Source organism: Pseudomonas viciae, assembly GCF_004786035.1.
Lineage (GTDB): Bacteria > Pseudomonadota > Gammaproteobacteria > Pseudomonadales > Pseudomonadaceae > Aquipseudomonas > Aquipseudomonas viciae.
In genome coordinates, this window is the sequence record NZ_CP035088.1 from 4837096 (window position 1) to 4853764 (window position 16669).

18 protein-coding genes are annotated in these 16669 nt (G+C 56.2%); 3 read left to right on the forward strand and 15 right to left on the reverse strand.

The features are described 5' to 3' along the window. Positions 1–43: 43 nt before the first annotated feature. Both EPZ47_RS21185 and EPZ47_RS21190 read left to right on the forward strand, forming a co-directional pair. The gene (locus EPZ47_RS21185) at positions 44–778 is read left to right on the forward strand and encodes a hypothetical protein (RefSeq protein WP_135846579.1); all 735 of its coding nucleotides are present in this window, start codon (positions 44–46) and stop codon (positions 776–778) included. A 571-nt stretch (positions 779–1349) separates the two neighbouring features. Beyond that, positions 1350–3395: a hypothetical protein gene (locus EPZ47_RS21190; protein WP_135846580.1), complete on the forward strand. Its 2046-nt coding sequence runs from the start codon at positions 1350–1352 to the stop codon at positions 3393–3395. A 165-nt stretch (positions 3396–3560) separates the two neighbouring features. Here the strand turns inward: EPZ47_RS21190 and EPZ47_RS21195 are convergent, their stop codons facing one another. The 3 genes from EPZ47_RS21195 to EPZ47_RS21205 all read right to left on the reverse strand — a co-directional run bounded on the left by EPZ47_RS21195 (position 3561) and on the right by EPZ47_RS21205 (position 6083). Further along, positions 3561–4325, reverse strand: a complete 765-nt coding sequence (locus EPZ47_RS21195; RefSeq protein WP_158296374.1) for a DUF2971 domain-containing protein — start codon at positions 4323–4325, stop codon at positions 3561–3563. Between the two features lie 62 nt (positions 4326–4387). Beyond that, a complete protein-coding gene (gene umuC / locus EPZ47_RS21200; protein ID WP_135846582.1) occupies positions 4388–5665 on the reverse strand; it encodes a translesion error-prone DNA polymerase V subunit UmuC in 1278 nt (425 codons plus the stop codon). Further along, on the reverse strand, positions 5658–6083 hold the full coding sequence (locus EPZ47_RS21205; RefSeq protein ID WP_135846583.1) for a LexA family protein: 426 nt from the start codon (positions 6081–6083) through the stop codon (positions 5658–5660). Before EPZ47_RS21205 ends, umuC begins: the two co-directional genes overlap by 8 nt. Positions 6084–6180: 97 nt before the next feature. Here EPZ47_RS21205 and EPZ47_RS21210 point away from each other — a divergent pair, with 97 nt between their 5' ends. Next, positions 6181–6882, forward strand: coding sequence for an SOS response-associated peptidase family protein (locus tag EPZ47_RS21210; RefSeq protein WP_135846584.1), 702 nt, complete (start codon positions 6181–6183; stop codon positions 6880–6882). Here EPZ47_RS21210 and EPZ47_RS21215 read toward each other — a convergent pair. From EPZ47_RS21215 to EPZ47_RS21270, 12 genes are all read right to left on the reverse strand, one after another. After that, positions 6879–7070 (reverse strand): hypothetical protein, encoded by a 192-nt coding sequence (locus tag EPZ47_RS21215; protein WP_135846585.1) that lies wholly within the window; start codon positions 7068–7070, stop codon positions 6879–6881. The genes EPZ47_RS21210 and EPZ47_RS21215 overlap by 4 nt on opposite strands. 83 nt (positions 7071–7153) lie before the next feature. After that, positions 7154–7948 (reverse strand): DNA adenine methylase, encoded by a 795-nt coding sequence (locus EPZ47_RS21220; RefSeq protein WP_135846586.1) that lies wholly within the window; start codon positions 7946–7948, stop codon positions 7154–7156. A 149-nt stretch (positions 7949–8097) separates the two neighbouring features. After that, positions 8098–8640, reverse strand: a complete 543-nt coding sequence (locus EPZ47_RS21225; protein ID WP_135846587.1) for a lysis system i-spanin subunit Rz — start codon at positions 8638–8640, stop codon at positions 8098–8100. Beyond that, the gene (locus EPZ47_RS21230) at positions 8622–9185 is read right to left on the reverse strand and encodes a glycoside hydrolase family 19 protein (RefSeq protein WP_135846588.1); all 564 of its coding nucleotides are present in this window, start codon (positions 9183–9185) and stop codon (positions 8622–8624) included. The genes EPZ47_RS21225 and EPZ47_RS21230 overlap by 19 nt, the downstream gene beginning before the upstream one ends. 67 nt (positions 9186–9252) lie before the next feature. Next, complete coding sequence (locus EPZ47_RS21235) at positions 9253–10299, reverse strand: phage late control D family protein (protein ID WP_135846589.1); 1047 nt, start codon at positions 10297–10299, stop codon at positions 9253–9255. A 64-nt stretch (positions 10300–10363) separates the two neighbouring features. Continuing rightward, positions 10364–10570 (reverse strand): tail protein X, encoded by a 207-nt coding sequence (locus EPZ47_RS21240; protein WP_135846590.1) that lies wholly within the window; start codon positions 10568–10570, stop codon positions 10364–10366. Next, the gene (locus EPZ47_RS21245) at positions 10545–11390 is read right to left on the reverse strand and encodes a phage tail protein (protein WP_178084274.1); all 846 of its coding nucleotides are present in this window, start codon (positions 11388–11390) and stop codon (positions 10545–10547) included. The genes EPZ47_RS21240 and EPZ47_RS21245 overlap by 26 nt, the downstream gene beginning before the upstream one ends. Positions 11391–11399: 9 nt before the next feature. Then, on the reverse strand, positions 11400–13979 hold the full coding sequence (locus EPZ47_RS21250; RefSeq protein WP_135846591.1) for a phage tail tape measure protein: 2580 nt from the start codon (positions 13977–13979) through the stop codon (positions 11400–11402). Between the two features lie 100 nt (positions 13980–14079). Continuing rightward, a complete protein-coding gene (locus EPZ47_RS21255; protein WP_014339635.1) occupies positions 14080–14406 on the reverse strand; it encodes a phage tail assembly protein in 327 nt (108 codons plus the stop codon). A 66-nt stretch (positions 14407–14472) separates the two neighbouring features. Then, entirely contained in the window at positions 14473–14982 is a 510-nt protein-coding gene (locus tag EPZ47_RS21260) for a phage major tail tube protein (protein WP_135846592.1), read from the reverse strand. Positions 14983–14994: 12 nt separating this feature from the next. Beyond that, positions 14995–16158, reverse strand: a complete 1164-nt coding sequence (locus EPZ47_RS21265; RefSeq protein WP_135846593.1) for a phage tail sheath subtilisin-like domain-containing protein — start codon at positions 16156–16158, stop codon at positions 14995–14997. An 87-nt stretch (positions 16159–16245) separates the two neighbouring features. After that, positions 16246–16665, reverse strand: coding sequence for a phage tail protein (locus EPZ47_RS21270; protein WP_135846594.1), 420 nt, complete (start codon positions 16663–16665; stop codon positions 16246–16248). Between the last annotated feature and the right edge of the window lie 4 nt (positions 16666–16669).

A 16669-nucleotide genomic window follows, 5' to 3' on the forward strand; every position in this document is an offset into this window, starting at 1 on the left:
CCCGTCCCCTGCCCCTTACCTAATCGTTAGAGTGACCAAATCCATGGACACGGAAATAATTTTAGACTGTTCCGACCAAAACACAGCATGGTCAACTGTCTGTAAAATATTGAACACAGATAAATCGACTCTTGCCTTACTGCTCAAGCCACTCGATCCTTATCAGGATCACACATATAAACCGGAAGAATACATTTACAAGGAAGTTTACAATGCGCTTGGAAGCTCTAGATCAGAGATTAAGGCGATGTGGTTTCATGGTACTAGAACTAATGACATAGCCTCTTTCCACACAAGAGGAATTCTCCCTAAGAGCGCAATAAAGAAAGATATAGAACATGCTCTAATTTCTCTATCTTCTGGAATAGAAAGGAAAGGAAATAATCGATTCAGCATGTCAATCCAGGCAAAACAAACCCCTGCTGATGAAGGGCCCTTTGCTGTCCTTTTTAAAGAGGTAGCGATTCATGCTCCAGGAGCCAATCATAGCTACTTAGACACTCCAGAAATGATTGAAGATATCGCAGGAACCTTACTTGGTGAAAATTATGACAAGCTTGTCATGCGATACAGGTCAATAACAAAGCCATATGTGATAACTTTCGTAGGAGAGGCCGGCCAACATGAGTTGTCGCTGGCGCTTTGGTATCTTCATTCAATTGTCGATGGTGATCCACCCGTAGATGCTGCGGAAAGGGCTAATACTTGTTTCAATTCTAATGGCATAACGATAGACCCCATGAGGATTATTAGGTATGAACTAATAGATAATGTATAACAATTGGTGAAAATCGCTAACTTCGTTCGCTGGGACTGGCTAAAGCCCGCCCCTTAGCTTAATCGTTAGGTGCTTATGCACATTTTTCTCGGACTGGTTTCCGCTGCACTCCAATCCAGCCAAGGATGCGGGCATTAGAGTCTGCTATTGGCCGAAAGCAGCCTTTACCACCAATGATGGATTGGACGGGTTAACCGCCGGACCTGCTGCTCCGCTTGCTTATGAACGTTTTCCTTGTCCATCCCGTAGCAAATACTTAGCAATCGCGGCTTGGCCTCCTCCAATCGGTGCGGCGCTTCAAGTCAACCTGTCTCGCCGTACCTCCACCTCCCCGCTCCATGCTGGCAGCAACAATCACAATCGCAGCGAGTGCTATCCTTTAACCCTTGGGCAACCGAGTCGATCCCCTTAGCTAGCTGCTAGCGAGAGGGGGAAAATTGAGTGGATAAAATCAGCTAAAGCATGTCACGACCACTGCTCAACGATGTGCTCACCGTACCGAAAATAGCGCCTTTTTTGGGCATGCTCGTCCGTACGCCCTAATCCTTTCACTACATCGAGGTTTTTTGCTTTGATACCAATTCCTGAGGCGACGGATATTCCCGAGGCGACCATACACAAGGCTTTAACAAAGCTCTCCTGGAAACTACTTAAGAAAGAAATTGATAAGCTCTCCTTGCACAAACGTCCATTAGAATTGCTCCAAGTAGTCATGCGGTCCGACTCGCTAATAAACAAACGAAAAAATTTAGACAAATCAAAAAAACGTGACGTATTACTTAACGAACTAATTAATTACATAGAAATCAAAACCAAAGGTAAACACCTCGAAGCCTTCAAGAAAAAACTAGGTTTTTTTACCATCGCAGATGAATGCTTCAGCGAAATTTTAGAATTTGAAGGGAAGCTTTCGGCATTAAAGGATCTCACGCCTGCAACTAGAATCTGGGCCACACTAAATTGGTTCATCGGCGACGCAAACACCTTACAAAAAAAAATTGCAGATGAATTTCTTGGACCTGAGCCTGTTTTATTTAACACTCTCTCCGTACCTGGAGAGTCCGGCGAGCCAATCGATCCTTCTTCCTATCATGCTCAGCAAGTCGGAGCACTTGGCTCCGCGATTTTAATGGAGGCTTACCGTAACAACTGGTTCGATCCGGATGGGACTGTTGTAATCCCTGACAAAGTCGAAACTTCGGAAGAGGAGATTTTCAAGTCTGGCTCTATATTTTACAACGCAAATATTTGGGCGCTTATCGATGATTTACAAGAGCAAGTCCGCTTCCTTGGGCGTGATTTTTTTATTCATTCAAAAGACAAATACACTAACCCGCCGGGAGACTTTAAATTTGGAATTGAGTTTGGAGAGAACACTGACGCCGAAATTTTCGACCACGTCGCGGGAGTGAGAAACAACACAAGAGAATCATCAAATTTTTTTTCATTCAAAAGAGATAAACAACTAAACTCATTCCTCGATGCGACGGCAGCCATTACCGGCTCACACTCTGTCAAGGAACACTATCTCGCATCCTCGTCTCTTTCAGTACTCTTGAATTACAACATACTAGAAGATGAAACCATTTACGAAGGATTAACTCTCACTGAATGGATCGAAGGATTTTGCGGTTTACGAGAATACTGCTCGAAACTACATTCCTCCTCCGCAGCAGCAGATGAAAAACCTCTCGGCTCTGAGCTGATCAGTTTCACTCGGGAGTCAATCTTAGAACACCTCATGTCTCGTGGTGCATCACAAGAAAGCGCGGCGAATTTTATCGACAACATAACTTTTCACCGAAAAGCTAGAGACCTATTCGACAGCCCACTGATAAAAACCTCAAGCGGCTACGCTGTCGTTTCAGATATACTTTTAGACAGCGTAGCCAGTAGAGTTATAGCTTCAAATATATTAAGTCGAAAAGGCGAATTCAAATTAAAAGGCGGGGGACTAGAAAGCACACTTAAAGACATCTTCAACACAAATGGCATTGACGCGGTAAGTTACAAAAGAAAATTCCCTGAACCCGAAGGAGAATTTGAATATGACACGCTAGCACTATGGGATAACAAATTATTTGTCATGGAGTGTAAGAACAGGTGGCTTTGCGAAGGGCGGCCTGTTGCGATCTATAATTACCTTAAGCAAACTCGCAGTGATATAGCTCAAGTTAATAGGCTAATCACTGGCATAAAATCTCACCCAGAGATGGTAAGCGCCGCGTTTGGTCGCAACGTATCTTACGACGAAATAATTCCCTGCGTGGTTGGAGGCCTCCCTCACGCAATGCTAGACAGTATTTCCGGTATATACTTTACAGATATTTCTATTATATCTAGATTCTTTTCCAAACGTTATTTTGATGTCGAATTCGGAGATGAAAACGACGGCGACTCGATACTGCTCTATGATCAGTGGAACGCAGATAAGCCTTCGGTTTCAGAATTTCTAAAAGCTATCTCCCGCCCTGTCCAAATTATTCTTGCACTGGGGGGTACGGACTTCAAAATTGTAGAAACTGCCGTGGGGTCTTCTATTCACTTAAAATCCAAGCTGATATCAAGCAAACACCTCGATCTCTCAGCCTACAAAGAACTGGTAAGTCAATTGTAGTTTTTGGGGCGGGCATCAACGCCCATCTCCTTAGTAGCATCCGCTGTCCGCTGCGGGTCAAAATTGTGCTTTTGATCGGCGGCTTACGGCCACGTCAGTCCTTTCTGCTACCCTTGATGGTGCTTATGAATGGCACGCAAAACCGATATGCGCCGTAGTTGATACCTAGCTAGGGACAAGCGTTATGTCCATCTTAAATTCGAGCGGATTGTGGCTCATTCTGAATAGCTTGATTTTCTTTTCGATAGCTATCGCAGTTATTTCCTCTTCAATTTTCGGACAACATTTTGACCCGAGATAAAGTGCTTTAGGACTAGGCATTGAAAGGCTTTCTTCACCATTCCCAGGCACTATCAAACGCCATTCTTTTTCATATTTCCAATCAATCGCCTTGTGAAGAGCAGGCAAAAGCGGTATTAAACTGGAGCTGACCCGAGAAAAATATCTACTAAGATCGAACAACTTGTCACGATAGAAAACTGGCCAAAGCTGCAACGCAATCGAACTCTTCTCGTTCGGCCCATACTCTATGGCAAACCCTTTATGCTCATTGGCATAGTGAGTCCACATTAGCATTGACTCAATCGACTCGCTAAAGCAGCAGATTCTCATCGACTTCCTTATTGGAGCAAAGATCATATGATCAAGGATTTTTCTTTCCAGCTCATTTCCCCTTATTGCTACGCTGAAAAGCGAATCGTAAGGATCATTAAACGATTCGGGCAATGTCATCCGAACTTGATTGTTCCGAAGATTACTTACGTCCCAGCAATTGCCACTCTCGTCATACCTTCCCAGACGATATTTGAATATCGATTTAGGCATAACACTCTGCTTTAGAAGCTGTGCCGCCTTGATATCAGCCGCCATAAAATCATCTACTGTAGCAATTAGCTCCACAAGCTCGTCATAAATCTTTTCCGCATCCATGGCTTTATCCGTACGCAGGCTCAGAGGTGAATGCAAGTGTAGTTGACTTATTTGCATTAAAATTATTTACAGGCGACCACCCACAATTGATCTAGCTTCGTAGTGAAACTTCGACTCATCATGCCTCGTCGCATCCCCCAATCTGGACTGACTGGTACGCTCGCTGATCGAAGCGTCCCGCTGCCCCATCGCCCGTTGACCTGGTCCAACACCGCCATCAGTTTCGTGGCGTCGATAGGCTGAGAGGTGGCAAACAGGTCCTCGGTGTACTCCCCTTGCTGACAAAGGTTCATCAACAGCACCTCAGCCTTGCTGTATTTGAAGCCCGGCCGGAATACCCGGTCGAGCGCGTCAACCGCAGCCTTGGTGAGCAACCGGACATCGTCGGTGGGGTACGGCAGGTCAATCAACACGCCGTCGGCGTACTTCGCCTCCTCGGGGTTAAACATACCGGTGCGGATGCTGACGCGGACCTTCTTGCACAGCGACTTCTGAGCCCTGAGCTTTTCCGAGGCGCGCATCATGTAGGTGGCCACCGCTTCCTTGATTGGTGCCAGCTCCGTGAGGCGCTTACCGAACATCCGGCTACAGCAGATCTCCTGCTTCGGCGGGTTCGGCTCGTCCAGCTCCAGGCATGGCGTGCCGCCCAGCTCGCGGGCGGTCTTCTCGATCACCACGCTGAACTTCTTGCGCAGTGTCCATGGGTCAGCCTTCGCCAGGTCCATCGCTGTCTTGATGCCCATGGCGTCTAGGTGCAGTTTCATCTTGCGACCGACGCCCCAGACCTCGGCCACGTCCGTATTGCGCAGCACCCAGTCACGCTTGAACGGGTCGCAGATATCAACCACGCCGCCCGTTTGCACCTGGAGTCGCTTGGCCGTGTGATTCGCCAGCTTCGCCAGGGTTTTCGTGTGAGCGATCCCTACCCCAACCGGGATGCCGGTGCAGCGCAGCACCTGGCTGCGGATCTTCCGGCCGAGGGCATCCCGGCCGTCAATGCCGGTCAGATCCGCGAAGGCTTCATCGATGCTATAGACTTCGACGGCCGGCACCATCGATTCAATTAGAGTCATCACGCGCTCGCTCATGTCTCCATAGAGCGCGTAATTAGACGAGAACGGGACGATGCCGTGCTTCTGCAGCTTGTGCTTGATTTGGAAATACGGCTCGCCCATTTTCACGTAGGGCTTGGCGTCGTAGCTTCGAGCGATCACACAGCCATCGTTGTTGCTTAGCACCACAATGGGCACACGGGCAAGATCCGGGCGGAACACTCTTTCGCAACTGGCGTAGAAGCTATTGCAATCGACCAGGGCGAAAACCGACTGGACTTTAGACATGGCTGCGCACGCTGCAGGTGATGACGCCCCAGATGACCAGTTCGTCGCCCTCGAGCACGTACCTCGGTGGGTACTTGGGGTTCTCCGATAGGAGAATCACCTCCTTCCCACGAATGCAGAGGCGCTTGCACACGGGTTCGTTGTTCAGCAGCGCCACGACGATGTGACCGTGCGCAGGTTCCATCGCACGGTCGACGACGGCTAGGTCCCCTTCAAAGATCCCAGCGCCTTGCATGCTCTCACCGGCGATGGAAACCAGGTAGACATGCGGGGCGCGAATGTTCAGAACCTCATCCAATGAGATGTGCGCTTCGATGTGGTCCGCCGCCGGGGACGGAAACCCGGCGGGCACTCGAAACGAACACAGGGGCAGCTTCAAGCCACCCTCGGCAATAGGGCCTAGAATTGAATAGCTCATGACGCATGATCCAAAATACTGTACGAACATACAGTTAACTTTGTACAAGGTTCGCGGTCAATTTTGTATAGGAAAAATCTGACAGGCGGGACAGCTCATGTGCGGGAGATTCGTGCAGTACGAGGGGATGGCAGTGTTTATGGAGGAGCTAGGCCCTCAGCTGCCATTGTTCGGCGGATACGACGCAGAGCCGATCAGCCGGTACAACGTGGCTCCGACGACCCGCGTGCAGATCCTGCACAGCACAGAGGCAGGCGTTCATATCACGCCAGTGAGGTGGGGATGGGCGCCCTTTTGGGCGAAGGGGAAACGTCCGGTTCCGATTAATGCCAGAATAGAGACCGTTACGACGGGAAAGTTTTTCAAACAGCTTTGGCCGGCCGGGCGCGCACTGGTGCCCAGCGAGGGCTGGTATGAGTGGGTTAAAGACCCAAATGATCCAAAGAAAAAACAACCCTATTTCATCCGGCTGAAGGATCAGAAACCGATGTTTTTCGGGGCGCTCGCACAGGCCCGTCCAGGTCTGGACGAGCAAGACGGTGACGGTTTCGTAATCATTACCGCGTCATGCGACCAGGGCATGGTAGATATCCATGATCGCCGGCCGTTGGTGTTATCACCTGAGCAAGCGCGGGAGTGGCTTGACCCGGATCTCAGCCCAGGGCAAGCAGAGGAAATTGCCAGAGACCGTTCCCGACCGGAAGCCGATTTCGAATGGTATGCCGTGGGCAAAGAGGTGGGGAATGTCAGAAACCAGGGAGCACAGTTGTTGCTCCCCTGGTATCCGGAAGAAAACTAAGCCTGACTGCGTTGATCCAGAAGGCGGGCCGCCTCTGGGAATCCCACCCAGCGGCCATTCTGGTCCAACCCCCGCCCAGCCAGCACCACGCCGGCCCAGTGATTCAGATCCACCTCCCCGCGTGCCACCGCCGCCAGCAGCTCGGAGGGGAAGATGTTCAAGTATTTATCAGCGGTTTCGGTTTCCATGGTCTTGCTCCTTCGTTTGCGTGACCACAGTAACGCTCCAGCGTAATCACATAGCAAGCGGATCAGATCGAGCGCGACAACCATTAGAACAGCCCTCCCAACGCCGCCGGCTCCCAGTTCATGATCACCAGTTCACCGCTGACCTCTGCCTTGCCCTGACGCTGGTTCGTGTTGCTGTAGCGAATGTCCAACGTCTCGAAGTGAAAACCCTGGAAAACACGCCGGATGTCCGGGTGATCGTTGAGGCTGACCATAACCTTGCCCTTGCAGCGGCGCATGAAGTCAGCCATCCGCTCGTAATTCTCAAACGGGAAATCCACGCCATATCCAGCGGTCTGCCAGTACGGCGGGTCCATGTAGTGGAACGTATGAGCGCGGTCGTAGCGCTCAGCACAATCAAGCCAGGGGAGGTTTTCGACGTAGGTGCCGGACAGTCGCTGCCATGCGGCCGAGAGGTTTTCCTCGATCCGGAGCAGGTTGATGGCCGGGCCAGTGGTCGCGGTGCCGAACGTCTGCCCGGTGACCTTGCCGGCGAAGGCATGGTGCTGCAGGTAGAAGAACCGGGCGGCGCGCTGGATGTCTGTGAGGGTTTCAGGACGGGTCATTTTCTGCCACTCGAACACCTGGCGGGAGCTGAGCGCCCATTTGAACTGGCGCACGAATTCTTCCAGGTGGTTCTGCACGACGCGATAGAGCGTCACCAGATCGCCGTTGATATCGTTCAGGACTTCAACGGGAGCGGCCTGGGGTCGCATGAAGTAAAGCGCGGCACCGCCGGCAAAGACTTCGACATAGCATTCGTGAGGCGGAAAAAGCGGAATGAGGCGGTCGGCTAGGCGGCGCTTGCCGCCCATCCAAGGGATGATGGGTGAACTCATTGAAAGCAAGACCTTTACTGTATGGATAAACAGGTGCTAGGCTCGCCGCGCTTTGTGCACGGAGCAGGAGCCTTGGCTGGACTTGCAGGGACATCTGCAGGGACGGCGACCGGATCGGATGTTGGCGCATCCGGCCCGGTCGCTCCTTTTCACTTCGGTGTTGAAACTTCTTTGGCGTAGGCCTGGCAGGCCGCCAGGGCTATTAGCCCCCGGTCGCCGGCATCGGTGATGCCGATAATTCGTTGAGCATGCGCCGGGTCAAGTCGGGCGCGAGTGGCTCCATGAACCACGCCGCCGGCGCTGGTGGTGGCTGGCACTGCACCGCAGCAGGTGGTATCGGTGGCGTCGAGTAAGACTGACAGCCGGACGTCAGCAGTAGCGAGGCGATCACGCAGGCGATCTTGATCACGTTGGGCATCGGTTAGGGCTCGATAGTGGGTTTGGTCATTGGCGGCCAGCTGCTGTTCCAGGGCCAGGCGCTTGTCCCGCTCGGTACGCTGCAGCGCGGCCGAGGCCAGGGTCATTTGGTTGAGGGTTTCGGTGTGGAGCCGGGCTTGTTTTTCCAGCTGCTGACCGTATCGCCAGCCTTGGACCGTCCAGGCGATGGCCGCCGAAGCGGCGACCAAAGCGCCCAGTAGAAGCCCGGCGACCAGCACGCGGTATTGCAGCGGGATCAGGTCGACGAGACGCATAGCACCGCCCTCGCCCGCTCCCACAGCTGCAGGCGATCCTGCAGACCATTGAGCCCGCCGTTGATTTTCCGGGTGATCATTTCGAACTCATCACGATCAGCCAGCACGTTCAGCTCCCTGACCCACCAGAACCATGCAGCCGACTCGGCCGCCCATTGGGGCAGCTCCAGCAGTTCGGGCGTGCGCAACAGACGCTCGTCGCCGAACAGCGCCAAGCTGCAGCGCAGGTAGTTGTTGCGCCCCGTCACCTGGATCAAGCCGCGACCGCGATAGCGCTGGCCATCTCCGTCGGGCTCGGGGGTATTGCCGAGTTTCGAAGCCAGCGAACCGGTGTCGTATTTGCTGAGGTATTGATCGCCGCCCAGCTCCCGCACGTACTGCAGTTGGCCGGACTCATGCCCAACCTGGGCCAGGAATGCCGCCTGCCGCTTGGGCGTATTGATCTGTCGGTGTGCCATGGCGGCGTTCAGGGCCGATACAAAAACACCCGCTTGGCGGCGGGCGTTGGGCATGATGCGCTGTAGTTGCTGCTCAGTGAGTGGCATGGGGGCTCCAAAAAAAGCCCGCTCGATGGCGGGTTGCGGTGGTGTTTGAGGGTGGTGCTTGACGCGTCTAAAGCTGGACGACCTTGACCGGCTTGGCTTCCTTCTTCTTTTTCTTACCTTTGGCATTGGCCTTGCCCTTCTTGCCGCCGTTGCACTCGACGGTGGTGGTCCAGCCACTGGAGGTGAACAGTTGCTCCACCGCCTCAGCCAGGTATTCACCATCAAGCCCGGGCTTGATTCCCTGGACGATGATGGACCGTTCGGCAAATACATCGGTACGCCCGGCCATTTCCAGGCGAACCCCGGCACTGCTGCGATTGAACGCGGCCAGGCGCGCCTTGGCGGCCTGCTCGGCGGCTGACTTGTTGGGGTAGATATGCCGGTCGGTATGGACCGCTGGCAGGCCGTTCGGCAGGTCGTCGTTGTCCAGCTCGACCACCTTCAGGGCTCCGGATTTTTTGTCCTGGTGCTTGGTGCGTACCGCCTTTTGCGTATTGCGGTCGCCGAGACGGAACTGATAGCGGCTCAGATCCGCACGCCTCAACACCACAGGACTCAGGTTCTTGCCACTGGCGGTCTGGCCGCCTTGCCGTGGCATGACCAACAGCTTGCCGTCGGCCAGCTTGGCCGTGCAGTCATACTGTTTGGCAAGGCGCGTGATGAAGTTGTAATCCGACTCGTTGAGTTGGTCGACTCGAGGCACCTTGGTTTGCACCGGACACACCGGTTGCCAACCATTGCGGGCTGCCACGTCGCGGACAATTTGCTGCAGGGGCACGTTTTCCCAGGACCCGCTGCGCACGGTCTTGCCGCTGCCGCGCATGTCACTGGCTTTACCCCGAATGATCAGTGTATCCGGAGGCCCGGACACCTGGATTTCATCCACGGTGTACCGACCCAGGCGGGTAAGGGCCTTGTCGGTGTAGCCCAGGTAGACCTCAATACTTGCGCCCCGCGTGGGTAACGCGACCGCTTGATCTCGGTCATCAATGCGCAGCTCGAAGTCGTCCGACTCCATGCCGGGCTTGTCCGAGACACGCAGCTCTAACAGGCGATCATTGATCAGCGTGGTGATGTCCTTGCCGTCCGCAACGATGCGAAAGGTCGGCTTCATGGTGATACTCCAGAAACAAGAAACCCCGCACAGGGGCGGGGTTTATGAGGTGTAACGGTGTTGTTTAATCCCACAGCTGGATATCCTCCAGCGTCTGCGCCGGCAGATCCGGCAGCACGATGATCACCCCAGCGCGAAACGGTTGAGGCTCATCGGCCAGGCCTTGATTGGCGGCAAGCACGGCCTCCACCGTGCCATTCAAATGGCCGTAGTAGTGATGACAGACGGTGTCCAACAGATCCCCGTCAGACGTTCTGCAGGTCGTCGCCATAGCTCACAAACTCCAGTGAAAAGGATTGCTTACGCGGAATGCCCCCCGCGAGCAGGTTGCTTTGATCTTCCTCGATGTTGAGCAGGCACCAGGTGCCGAGCACTTCGCCGTAGCCGGTGGTCAGGTTCACCGGCTGCAGACGTCGCCCGATGGTGCGCAGGGTGTCCAGCTGTTTGAGCCCACCTTTGAAGCCCGGAAAAATCGCACCCTTTAGGCTGATCTTGTCCTCTCCTTGGCCGACCGCCTGCTGGGCGATGCTGCGTGTCAGCCGTTCCTGGCCTGCCCAACGAAACGACGTCTGCCGACGTAGTTCCTCGAAAGCCGCCGTATCCAGGTTGAAGTAGTACGGCTGCGCGTTCGGCTCCAGGGGCTGCATGATCAGCAGGTGCGGGAACGGCTTCACCGCCTCGGCCGCAGGTGTCAGCTGTGGCGCAAATGACCCCGTGGGCATGATGTTGCTCAGTGATGGGTTCACCTGGCCGGCAATGCGATTAATCGCGGCCCCCGCCTTGCCTGCCTGTTCCTTGAGCGAACCCAGCCGCTCTTGGACTTGGCCGGCGGCGGTGACGGCTTGGTTGTACTTCGCCGCCACCTGGCCCACGGTGGACTGCGCCGCGTTGATTGCCCGCATGGTCCGTTGCACCTTGGCGCCGATGGCAGGCCCAATGAAGGGCACCCCCTCCAGCTCCGAGGCGGCGCCCGTCATGTCGCTGATTGCACCATTGAGCGGGCCCAGCATGCCATCGAGACTGGTACGGCCAGCCTCCCCCGCTGCAAGCAGTGATTTGAACACCGATTGCAGTTGCTCCATGTAGGCCATGGCACCTCCTTATACGTGAGGGGAATCGAACAACTGACTCGACGCTTGGCGGGCGGCCACGTCCCGGGAGAAGGACTCCATTAACTGGCGCAGATGCGGCTCCAGATCCCGAGCCAACTGCGCCGGATCTTTTACATCGCCTTGCACGGTGATGGACACTTGCGGCGAAAAGCTGAAAGCCTGCTCAACCTTGGGTGGCACCGACGGAGTTGGCTCAGCTGGTTTGGCAACTTCGGGAGGCTTGGCCTCCTCGGTCTTACCATCACTGCCGAACCAGGACTTACCCAAGAAGCCGCCGATACTTTCGCCACCCAGGCCACCCAAAGCGGCACCAATTAAGCCCCCGATTGCAGTACCGATGACCGGCACCACCGAACCAATAGCGGCACCTGCTGCGCCGCCGGCCAGTGCGCCCGCCAAACCACCAGCGGCACCGCCATAACCCTCGGCTTTTTCGTCTTGGGTCGTGGCGTTGAGCGCGGTATCCAAGACCCCCACCCCTGCATCAAGTACGTTACCGCCGGGGATACGTTTGGTGGCTCGGGTGACGCCCCTGATCGACTGAACCGCACGGCCGAGCGAGCCACCGGACGCTGCCTCCGCCGCAGCAGCCATAGGCGCAGCAGCCAACAGCCCCACCTTTGGCATGACAGACATAGCGGCAGGGGGTGACACGGCCGGAGGACTGGGCACCCGGGCGGTTAATCGCCGACGCGGGGTGGTCCCAATACCGGTACGCCGACCTCGTCGGCCACGCTGACGCCTGCCGGAACCACCGCCAGGATCTGCACCTGGACCAGAACCAGCCCGGCCTATTGCATCAGCGTTGACGACAAACACACGTTGCGGCTCATTGCTGCTCCCTGCTGCAGGATCGTTGCCGGCCCCCATCAACTTACCGAGGACTCCCAGCCCCTTATCCACCGTCTTGATACCGGTTTTAGGAGCCTTGGCGACGGCGTCACCCAGGGCGCCCGCGCCTCGTTCCATCGCCCGGCCGCGACTGATGTTGTACAGACCCTTGCCGATCTTGACCGCGCTGGCGGCGGTCTTGAGTGCCAGCAGGCCGGCGGTGATGCCAGCGATCCCAAGCACCACCGGTTGCGAGCCATCCGAAAGCTTGGTCAGCCCACGCACAATTGAAGTCAGGCCCTGGGCGACCGCGTCGGTCGCCGGGCGGATGGCGTCCCCCACGCTGCGCATGCCATCGCTAACCGCCTGGCCCAGCTCGTCCCACATCTGTTTCGACGTTTCGCGCCGCTCGGCCAGGTTCTTATCGAGGATCCCGCCAGAGGACTGCGAATCCTTTTTCAACTGCTCGTACAGCGACTTGTTTTGCGAGTAGGCCGTGAGCGCCGCCTTGACCTGCATGTCTGCGAACAAGTCACCGGTACGCAGGGATTTCTCCAGCGCATCGAGCGCCGCCTTGGCCTTCTCCGGATCCGTCTCCTTGCTGATCTTGGCCTGGGCCTCGGCCATCTTCGCGGCTTTCGCCGGGTCGGTGGCCTGGATGTATTTCATCGCCAGGGCGAAGCTGGATTCCAGGGTCGACATGCCCTTCTGAATGCCAGTGTTCAGGGAGCCTTGATAGTCGATACCGGCGTCCTTGTACGCCTTGACCACGTCGCCCGAACCGATTTTCTCCATCCAGTTTTTCAGGTTGTTGGCCGCTTCGTCCGAGCCGCCGGCCGTTTTCATCTGGACTTGAAGCATCGCGCCCAGGGAGCTGACCGCTTCCATGCCGGTGCTACCGTTTTTCTCCATGCTCGCCAACAGTTGAGGGAACCACCGGGCCATGTCGCTGGCCTCGAAGCTCCCCGCCTGTCCCTGATAGGCGATGGCCTCCAGGGCCTGCTGCATCACCTTCGGGTCGTTGATCTTGGCGTTCTGCTGCAGCGCCATGATCATGCTGGCCGTGTCGACGCCGGATGCGCCCTGGCCGATGGCAAACTTCGCGGCCGTCGGTGCGTAGGCCATGGCCTGCTTAAGGTCCATACCTGCACCGACCAGCTGATTCACCAGGTCCGCTACGTCGTTACGGGCCATACCCGTATCACGGGAGGTCTGGATCACCGTCTGGCTAAGCTGTGTTTCTTGCGGCTTGTTGACCACATCCGCCTTGATCGCGATGTCACGGATGATCGCCTGATAATCCGCGCTGACCTTGGTCGGAATCGCCGCCAGGCCTGTGGCTACAACACCCTGACCAATGCTCGACGTGAGTCCTTTCTTGCCGGCATCAAGCTGCTGGTGTCCCTTGAGCTGCAGATCGGCGGCTTTGGCTGCGCGGCCGAGGCGCTGGTACTCCTGCCCGAGCCTGCCTACTTCCACGCCCTGCTTGCGCAGGGCATCAAGGTTGCCGTTGAGTTTGCGCAACAGGCCATCGGCCGAAGCAGCGCCGCTATCGTGCGCCCGCTTCCATTCATCGCGCAGGCGGATGGTTTCGCCAATGGTGCTCTTGAGCACCTTGGCCTTGTTGCCTTTGTCCTCCAGCTTTTTGATGTGGCCTTCGACCGTGCGGAAGGCAGACGCCATCGTCGAACTGACGGCGCCGCCAATCACCAGCGATAACGCCAGTTTGCTAGCCATCGTCTACCCCTTGTTTCAGTCTGAGAGCCACCAGACCATGTCGGAGAACGGCATGGCGAGAATTTCAGCGGCGGAAAAATTCAGCTCGGTGGCTAGACGCTTAGCCAGTTGCTTCTGCACCTTGGGGTTGAAGTTCATCTTCTCGCACCAGGCGAAAATAGCCGGCCTGTATGCGGTTGAAGTCCTTCAGCGTCAAGCCATCCAGATCCTTGGTACCGACTTCGGCCAGGGAGGCGAACAAGTTCAGATCTTGTTGTTCCTCATCATTGGGCGCTGTTTGGCGGGCAATGCGAAGGTCACGCACGGTCGGTGTCCGGAGGCTCAGCGTATCGACACGCACGCCGTTGGCTTCAGATGGCACAGTCAGTTTCACGGTGACGCGGTCAGCGGCCAGGGTCATCCAGCTTGGGATTGCAGTGCTGCTCATAGAAGTGTGTCCTTAAAAGAGGAACCGCCGCCCCGGGCGACTCGCCAGGCGGGGTATCAAGGGGGATTAGAGGCCCAATGCGGAACGCTGAGCGGCCAGTTGATCAACACCATTGATGACGCGGCGCATGCCGATGGGGTCGATCTCGTAGACGGTTCGGCCGTCCACTTCGAGCTTGTAGTACGTCAGCCCGATGGAGTGCTTGATCTCGGCCTTGTCGCCCGGTTTCCAGTCGCCCATGTCGACCTCTTTCAAGGTTCCGCGCAGGGTGACGATGACCGGCGTAACTTTGCCTTTGAGCCCTTTGTAGGCCCCCCGGAACGTACCGTTAAACGCCGTGCCGTCGGCCAAGCCGAAGAACTTCAACGACTCACGGCGCACCCCCGTGGTGGTGAAGTTCGCCTCCTGTTTTTCCATGCCCATGTCCAGCTCGACCGGTGCGTCCATGCCACCGCCGCGATGCTCTTCCATCTTGAGCGTGAGCTTGGGGAGCGTCAGGCTCGGCACATCGCCCTGGAAGCTGACGCCGTCAGCGAACAGGTTCAGGTTCGCCAGGGTTTCGGGAATCATTGACATAAAGGTCGCTCCTTAAGCGGCGGTGTCGAGGACTTCGGTCAGCCATTGGTTGGTGACCTCTACGCGGAAGTTGGGGTTTTCTGCCGGCGGAACGTCGGTGAAGCGGATGTTCCAATACACCTTGCCCTGCTCGAGCTGGCTGGCCGTGTTCAGCTCCGGATCGGCGAACACCTCGAAGTTGATGATCGCGCCTTGGGCTTTGAGGTCGCGCATGAACGCTTGCAGGCCTTCGGTCACGTCCTTGATGTACGTCGCGGTGATGGAGCGGTCGACAGCCCATTTGTGGCCGTAGAGGATCGCGTCCATGACGATGTCCATCGTCCGTACGCGAGTGACAAATGCCCACTTCGGATCGCTCGACAGCGTGCGGTTGCCCCACAGACGGAAGCCGTCATCACGGATGATCGTGGTGATGTTCGCGTTGTTGAGCAGGTTGGCCCGGCAGGTTTCGTCACCGTCCAGAAACTCGATAGGCCGCGTGGTACCAGTGATGCCGACAAACTCCTTGTTCGAAGGCGAAGCCCAGAAGCCATATTCGCTATCGGTCCAGGCGAACAAACCAGCCACCCAGGCCGAGCCCGGCGCGTCGACCGTGGCGTCCGCCGTGGTGTCCCAATACTGCACGCCTGGATCAACCAGAAACGCCCGCTTGGCGCCGAAGTTCTCGGCGTAGGCCATCACCGCTTCATCGGTGGTGTTCGGGCCATCGAGGATGGCGAGCCCTCGCAACTTGTCGGCCACTGCCACCAGGGCGGTACCGACAGCCTGTGTCGCGCTGTGCTTGGGAGTCACCAACAGCCGCGGCTGCGCGTTGAACCGGCTCTTGCCGTCCAGCAGCGCCTGCAGGCCGGTACGCTTGCCGTCAGCCAGAACGCCGCCGATGATTGCCGAGGTCTGTGCAGCCGGATCGGCCAACTGGGCCACACCACAGGCGACAATCACCGCCTTGGCCCGGGTGTAAATGGCCTTGCAGGCTTTGGTAATCGCCGAGTCGGCACCAAAGGCAGCCACCGCGTCACGCTCATTGGTGATCACCACCAGGTCATTCGGCTGCGCGCTGTAGGCCGGCGCCGGTACAAAGGTGTCAACCAGTCCAATGATCGAGGACGAAGGCAACGCAATGACACGAGCGCCGGTGTCGACGTTCGTGGTGGTAACGCCGTGAAAGAAGCTCATAGGTTCTCCAGATACGAAAAGGCCCCGCAATGCAGGGCCTAGCTTGTGATGAGGCGGAAAAGAAAACGCCCCGTCGATGCGGGGCGTTTATTCGGATTGATGAGGCAGCCAGGCGGGGATTGGAGGCCGATGATCAGCCAATGGAAATTCGCCGGCCTCCGGCCAGTTACGCAAGGCCCGTCGGTGGGTTTGAAGTTCCGCGTATTGCTCAGCAGTCAATGTTGTTACGACGCCCTCCTCCAGCTCGTCGCGATGGCGTGTAATAACCCCATCAGTAAGTGAAAGCTGGTTATCGCGCCAGGCCCGCTCGATGCCAGCTAGTTCCTCTACGGTCGGCGGCGGTGGATCCTGCAGCTCCGGTCGGCCATCAGCACCCTTTCCAATGATCTTGACCACCTGGCGCGGCTCAAATAGTGCTGCGTGCTCATCATCAGATATTTCAACGCCTCCGTTATCAGACAATTCGAAGGCAAATCGACCATCTTCTTCAATCCATTTAGCGAACATAGAT

Bases quoted from the DNA above. Each gene is read 5' to 3' on its own strand.
- EPZ47_RS21185 (WP_135846579.1), top strand. From the start codon at position 44: ATGGACACGGAAATAATTTTAGACTGTTCCGACCAAAACACAGCATGG.
- EPZ47_RS21195 (WP_158296374.1), bottom strand. From the start codon at position 4,325: ATGGATGCGGAAAAGATTTATGACGAGCTTGTGGAGCTAATTGCTACA.
- umuC (WP_135846582.1), bottom strand. From the start codon at position 5,665: ATGTCTAAAGTCCAGTCGGTTTTCGCCCTGGTCGATTGCAATAGCTTC.
- EPZ47_RS21205 (WP_135846583.1), bottom strand. From the start codon at position 6,083: ATGAGCTATTCAATTCTAGGCCCTATTGCCGAGGGTGGCTTGAAGCTG.
- EPZ47_RS21210 (WP_135846584.1), top strand. From the start codon at position 6,181: ATGTGCGGGAGATTCGTGCAGTACGAGGGGATGGCAGTGTTTATGGAG.
- EPZ47_RS21215 (WP_135846585.1), bottom strand. From the start codon at position 7,070: ATGGAAACCGAAACCGCTGATAAATACTTGAACATCTTCCCCTCCGAG.
- EPZ47_RS21220 (WP_135846586.1), bottom strand. From the start codon at position 7,948: ATGAGTTCACCCATCATCCCTTGGATGGGCGGCAAGCGCCGCCTAGCC.
- EPZ47_RS21225 (WP_135846587.1), bottom strand. From the start codon at position 8,640: ATGCGTCTCGTCGACCTGATCCCGCTGCAATACCGCGTGCTGGTCGCC.
- EPZ47_RS21230 (WP_135846588.1), bottom strand. From the start codon at position 9,185: ATGCCACTCACTGAGCAGCAACTACAGCGCATCATGCCCAACGCCCGC.
- EPZ47_RS21235 (WP_135846589.1), bottom strand. From the start codon at position 10,299: ATGAAGCCGACCTTTCGCATCGTTGCGGACGGCAAGGACATCACCACG.
- EPZ47_RS21240 (WP_135846590.1), bottom strand. From the start codon at position 10,570: ATGGCGACGACCTGCAGAACGTCTGACGGGGATCTGTTGGACACCGTC.
- EPZ47_RS21245 (WP_178084274.1), bottom strand. From the start codon at position 11,390: ATGGCCTACATGGAGCAACTGCAATCGGTGTTCAAATCACTGCTTGCA.
- EPZ47_RS21250 (WP_135846591.1), bottom strand. From the start codon at position 13,979: ATGGCTAGCAAACTGGCGTTATCGCTGGTGATTGGCGGCGCCGTCAGT.
- EPZ47_RS21255 (WP_014339635.1), bottom strand. From the start codon at position 14,406: ATGAGCAGCACTGCAATCCCAAGCTGGATGACCCTGGCCGCTGACCGC.
- EPZ47_RS21260 (WP_135846592.1), bottom strand. From the start codon at position 14,982: ATGTCAATGATTCCCGAAACCCTGGCGAACCTGAACCTGTTCGCTGAC.
- EPZ47_RS21265 (WP_135846593.1), bottom strand. From the start codon at position 16,158: ATGAGCTTCTTTCACGGCGTTACCACCACGAACGTCGACACCGGCGCT.
- EPZ47_RS21270 (WP_135846594.1), bottom strand. From the start codon at position 16,665: ATGTTCGCTAAATGGATTGAAGAAGATGGTCGATTTGCCTTCGAATTG.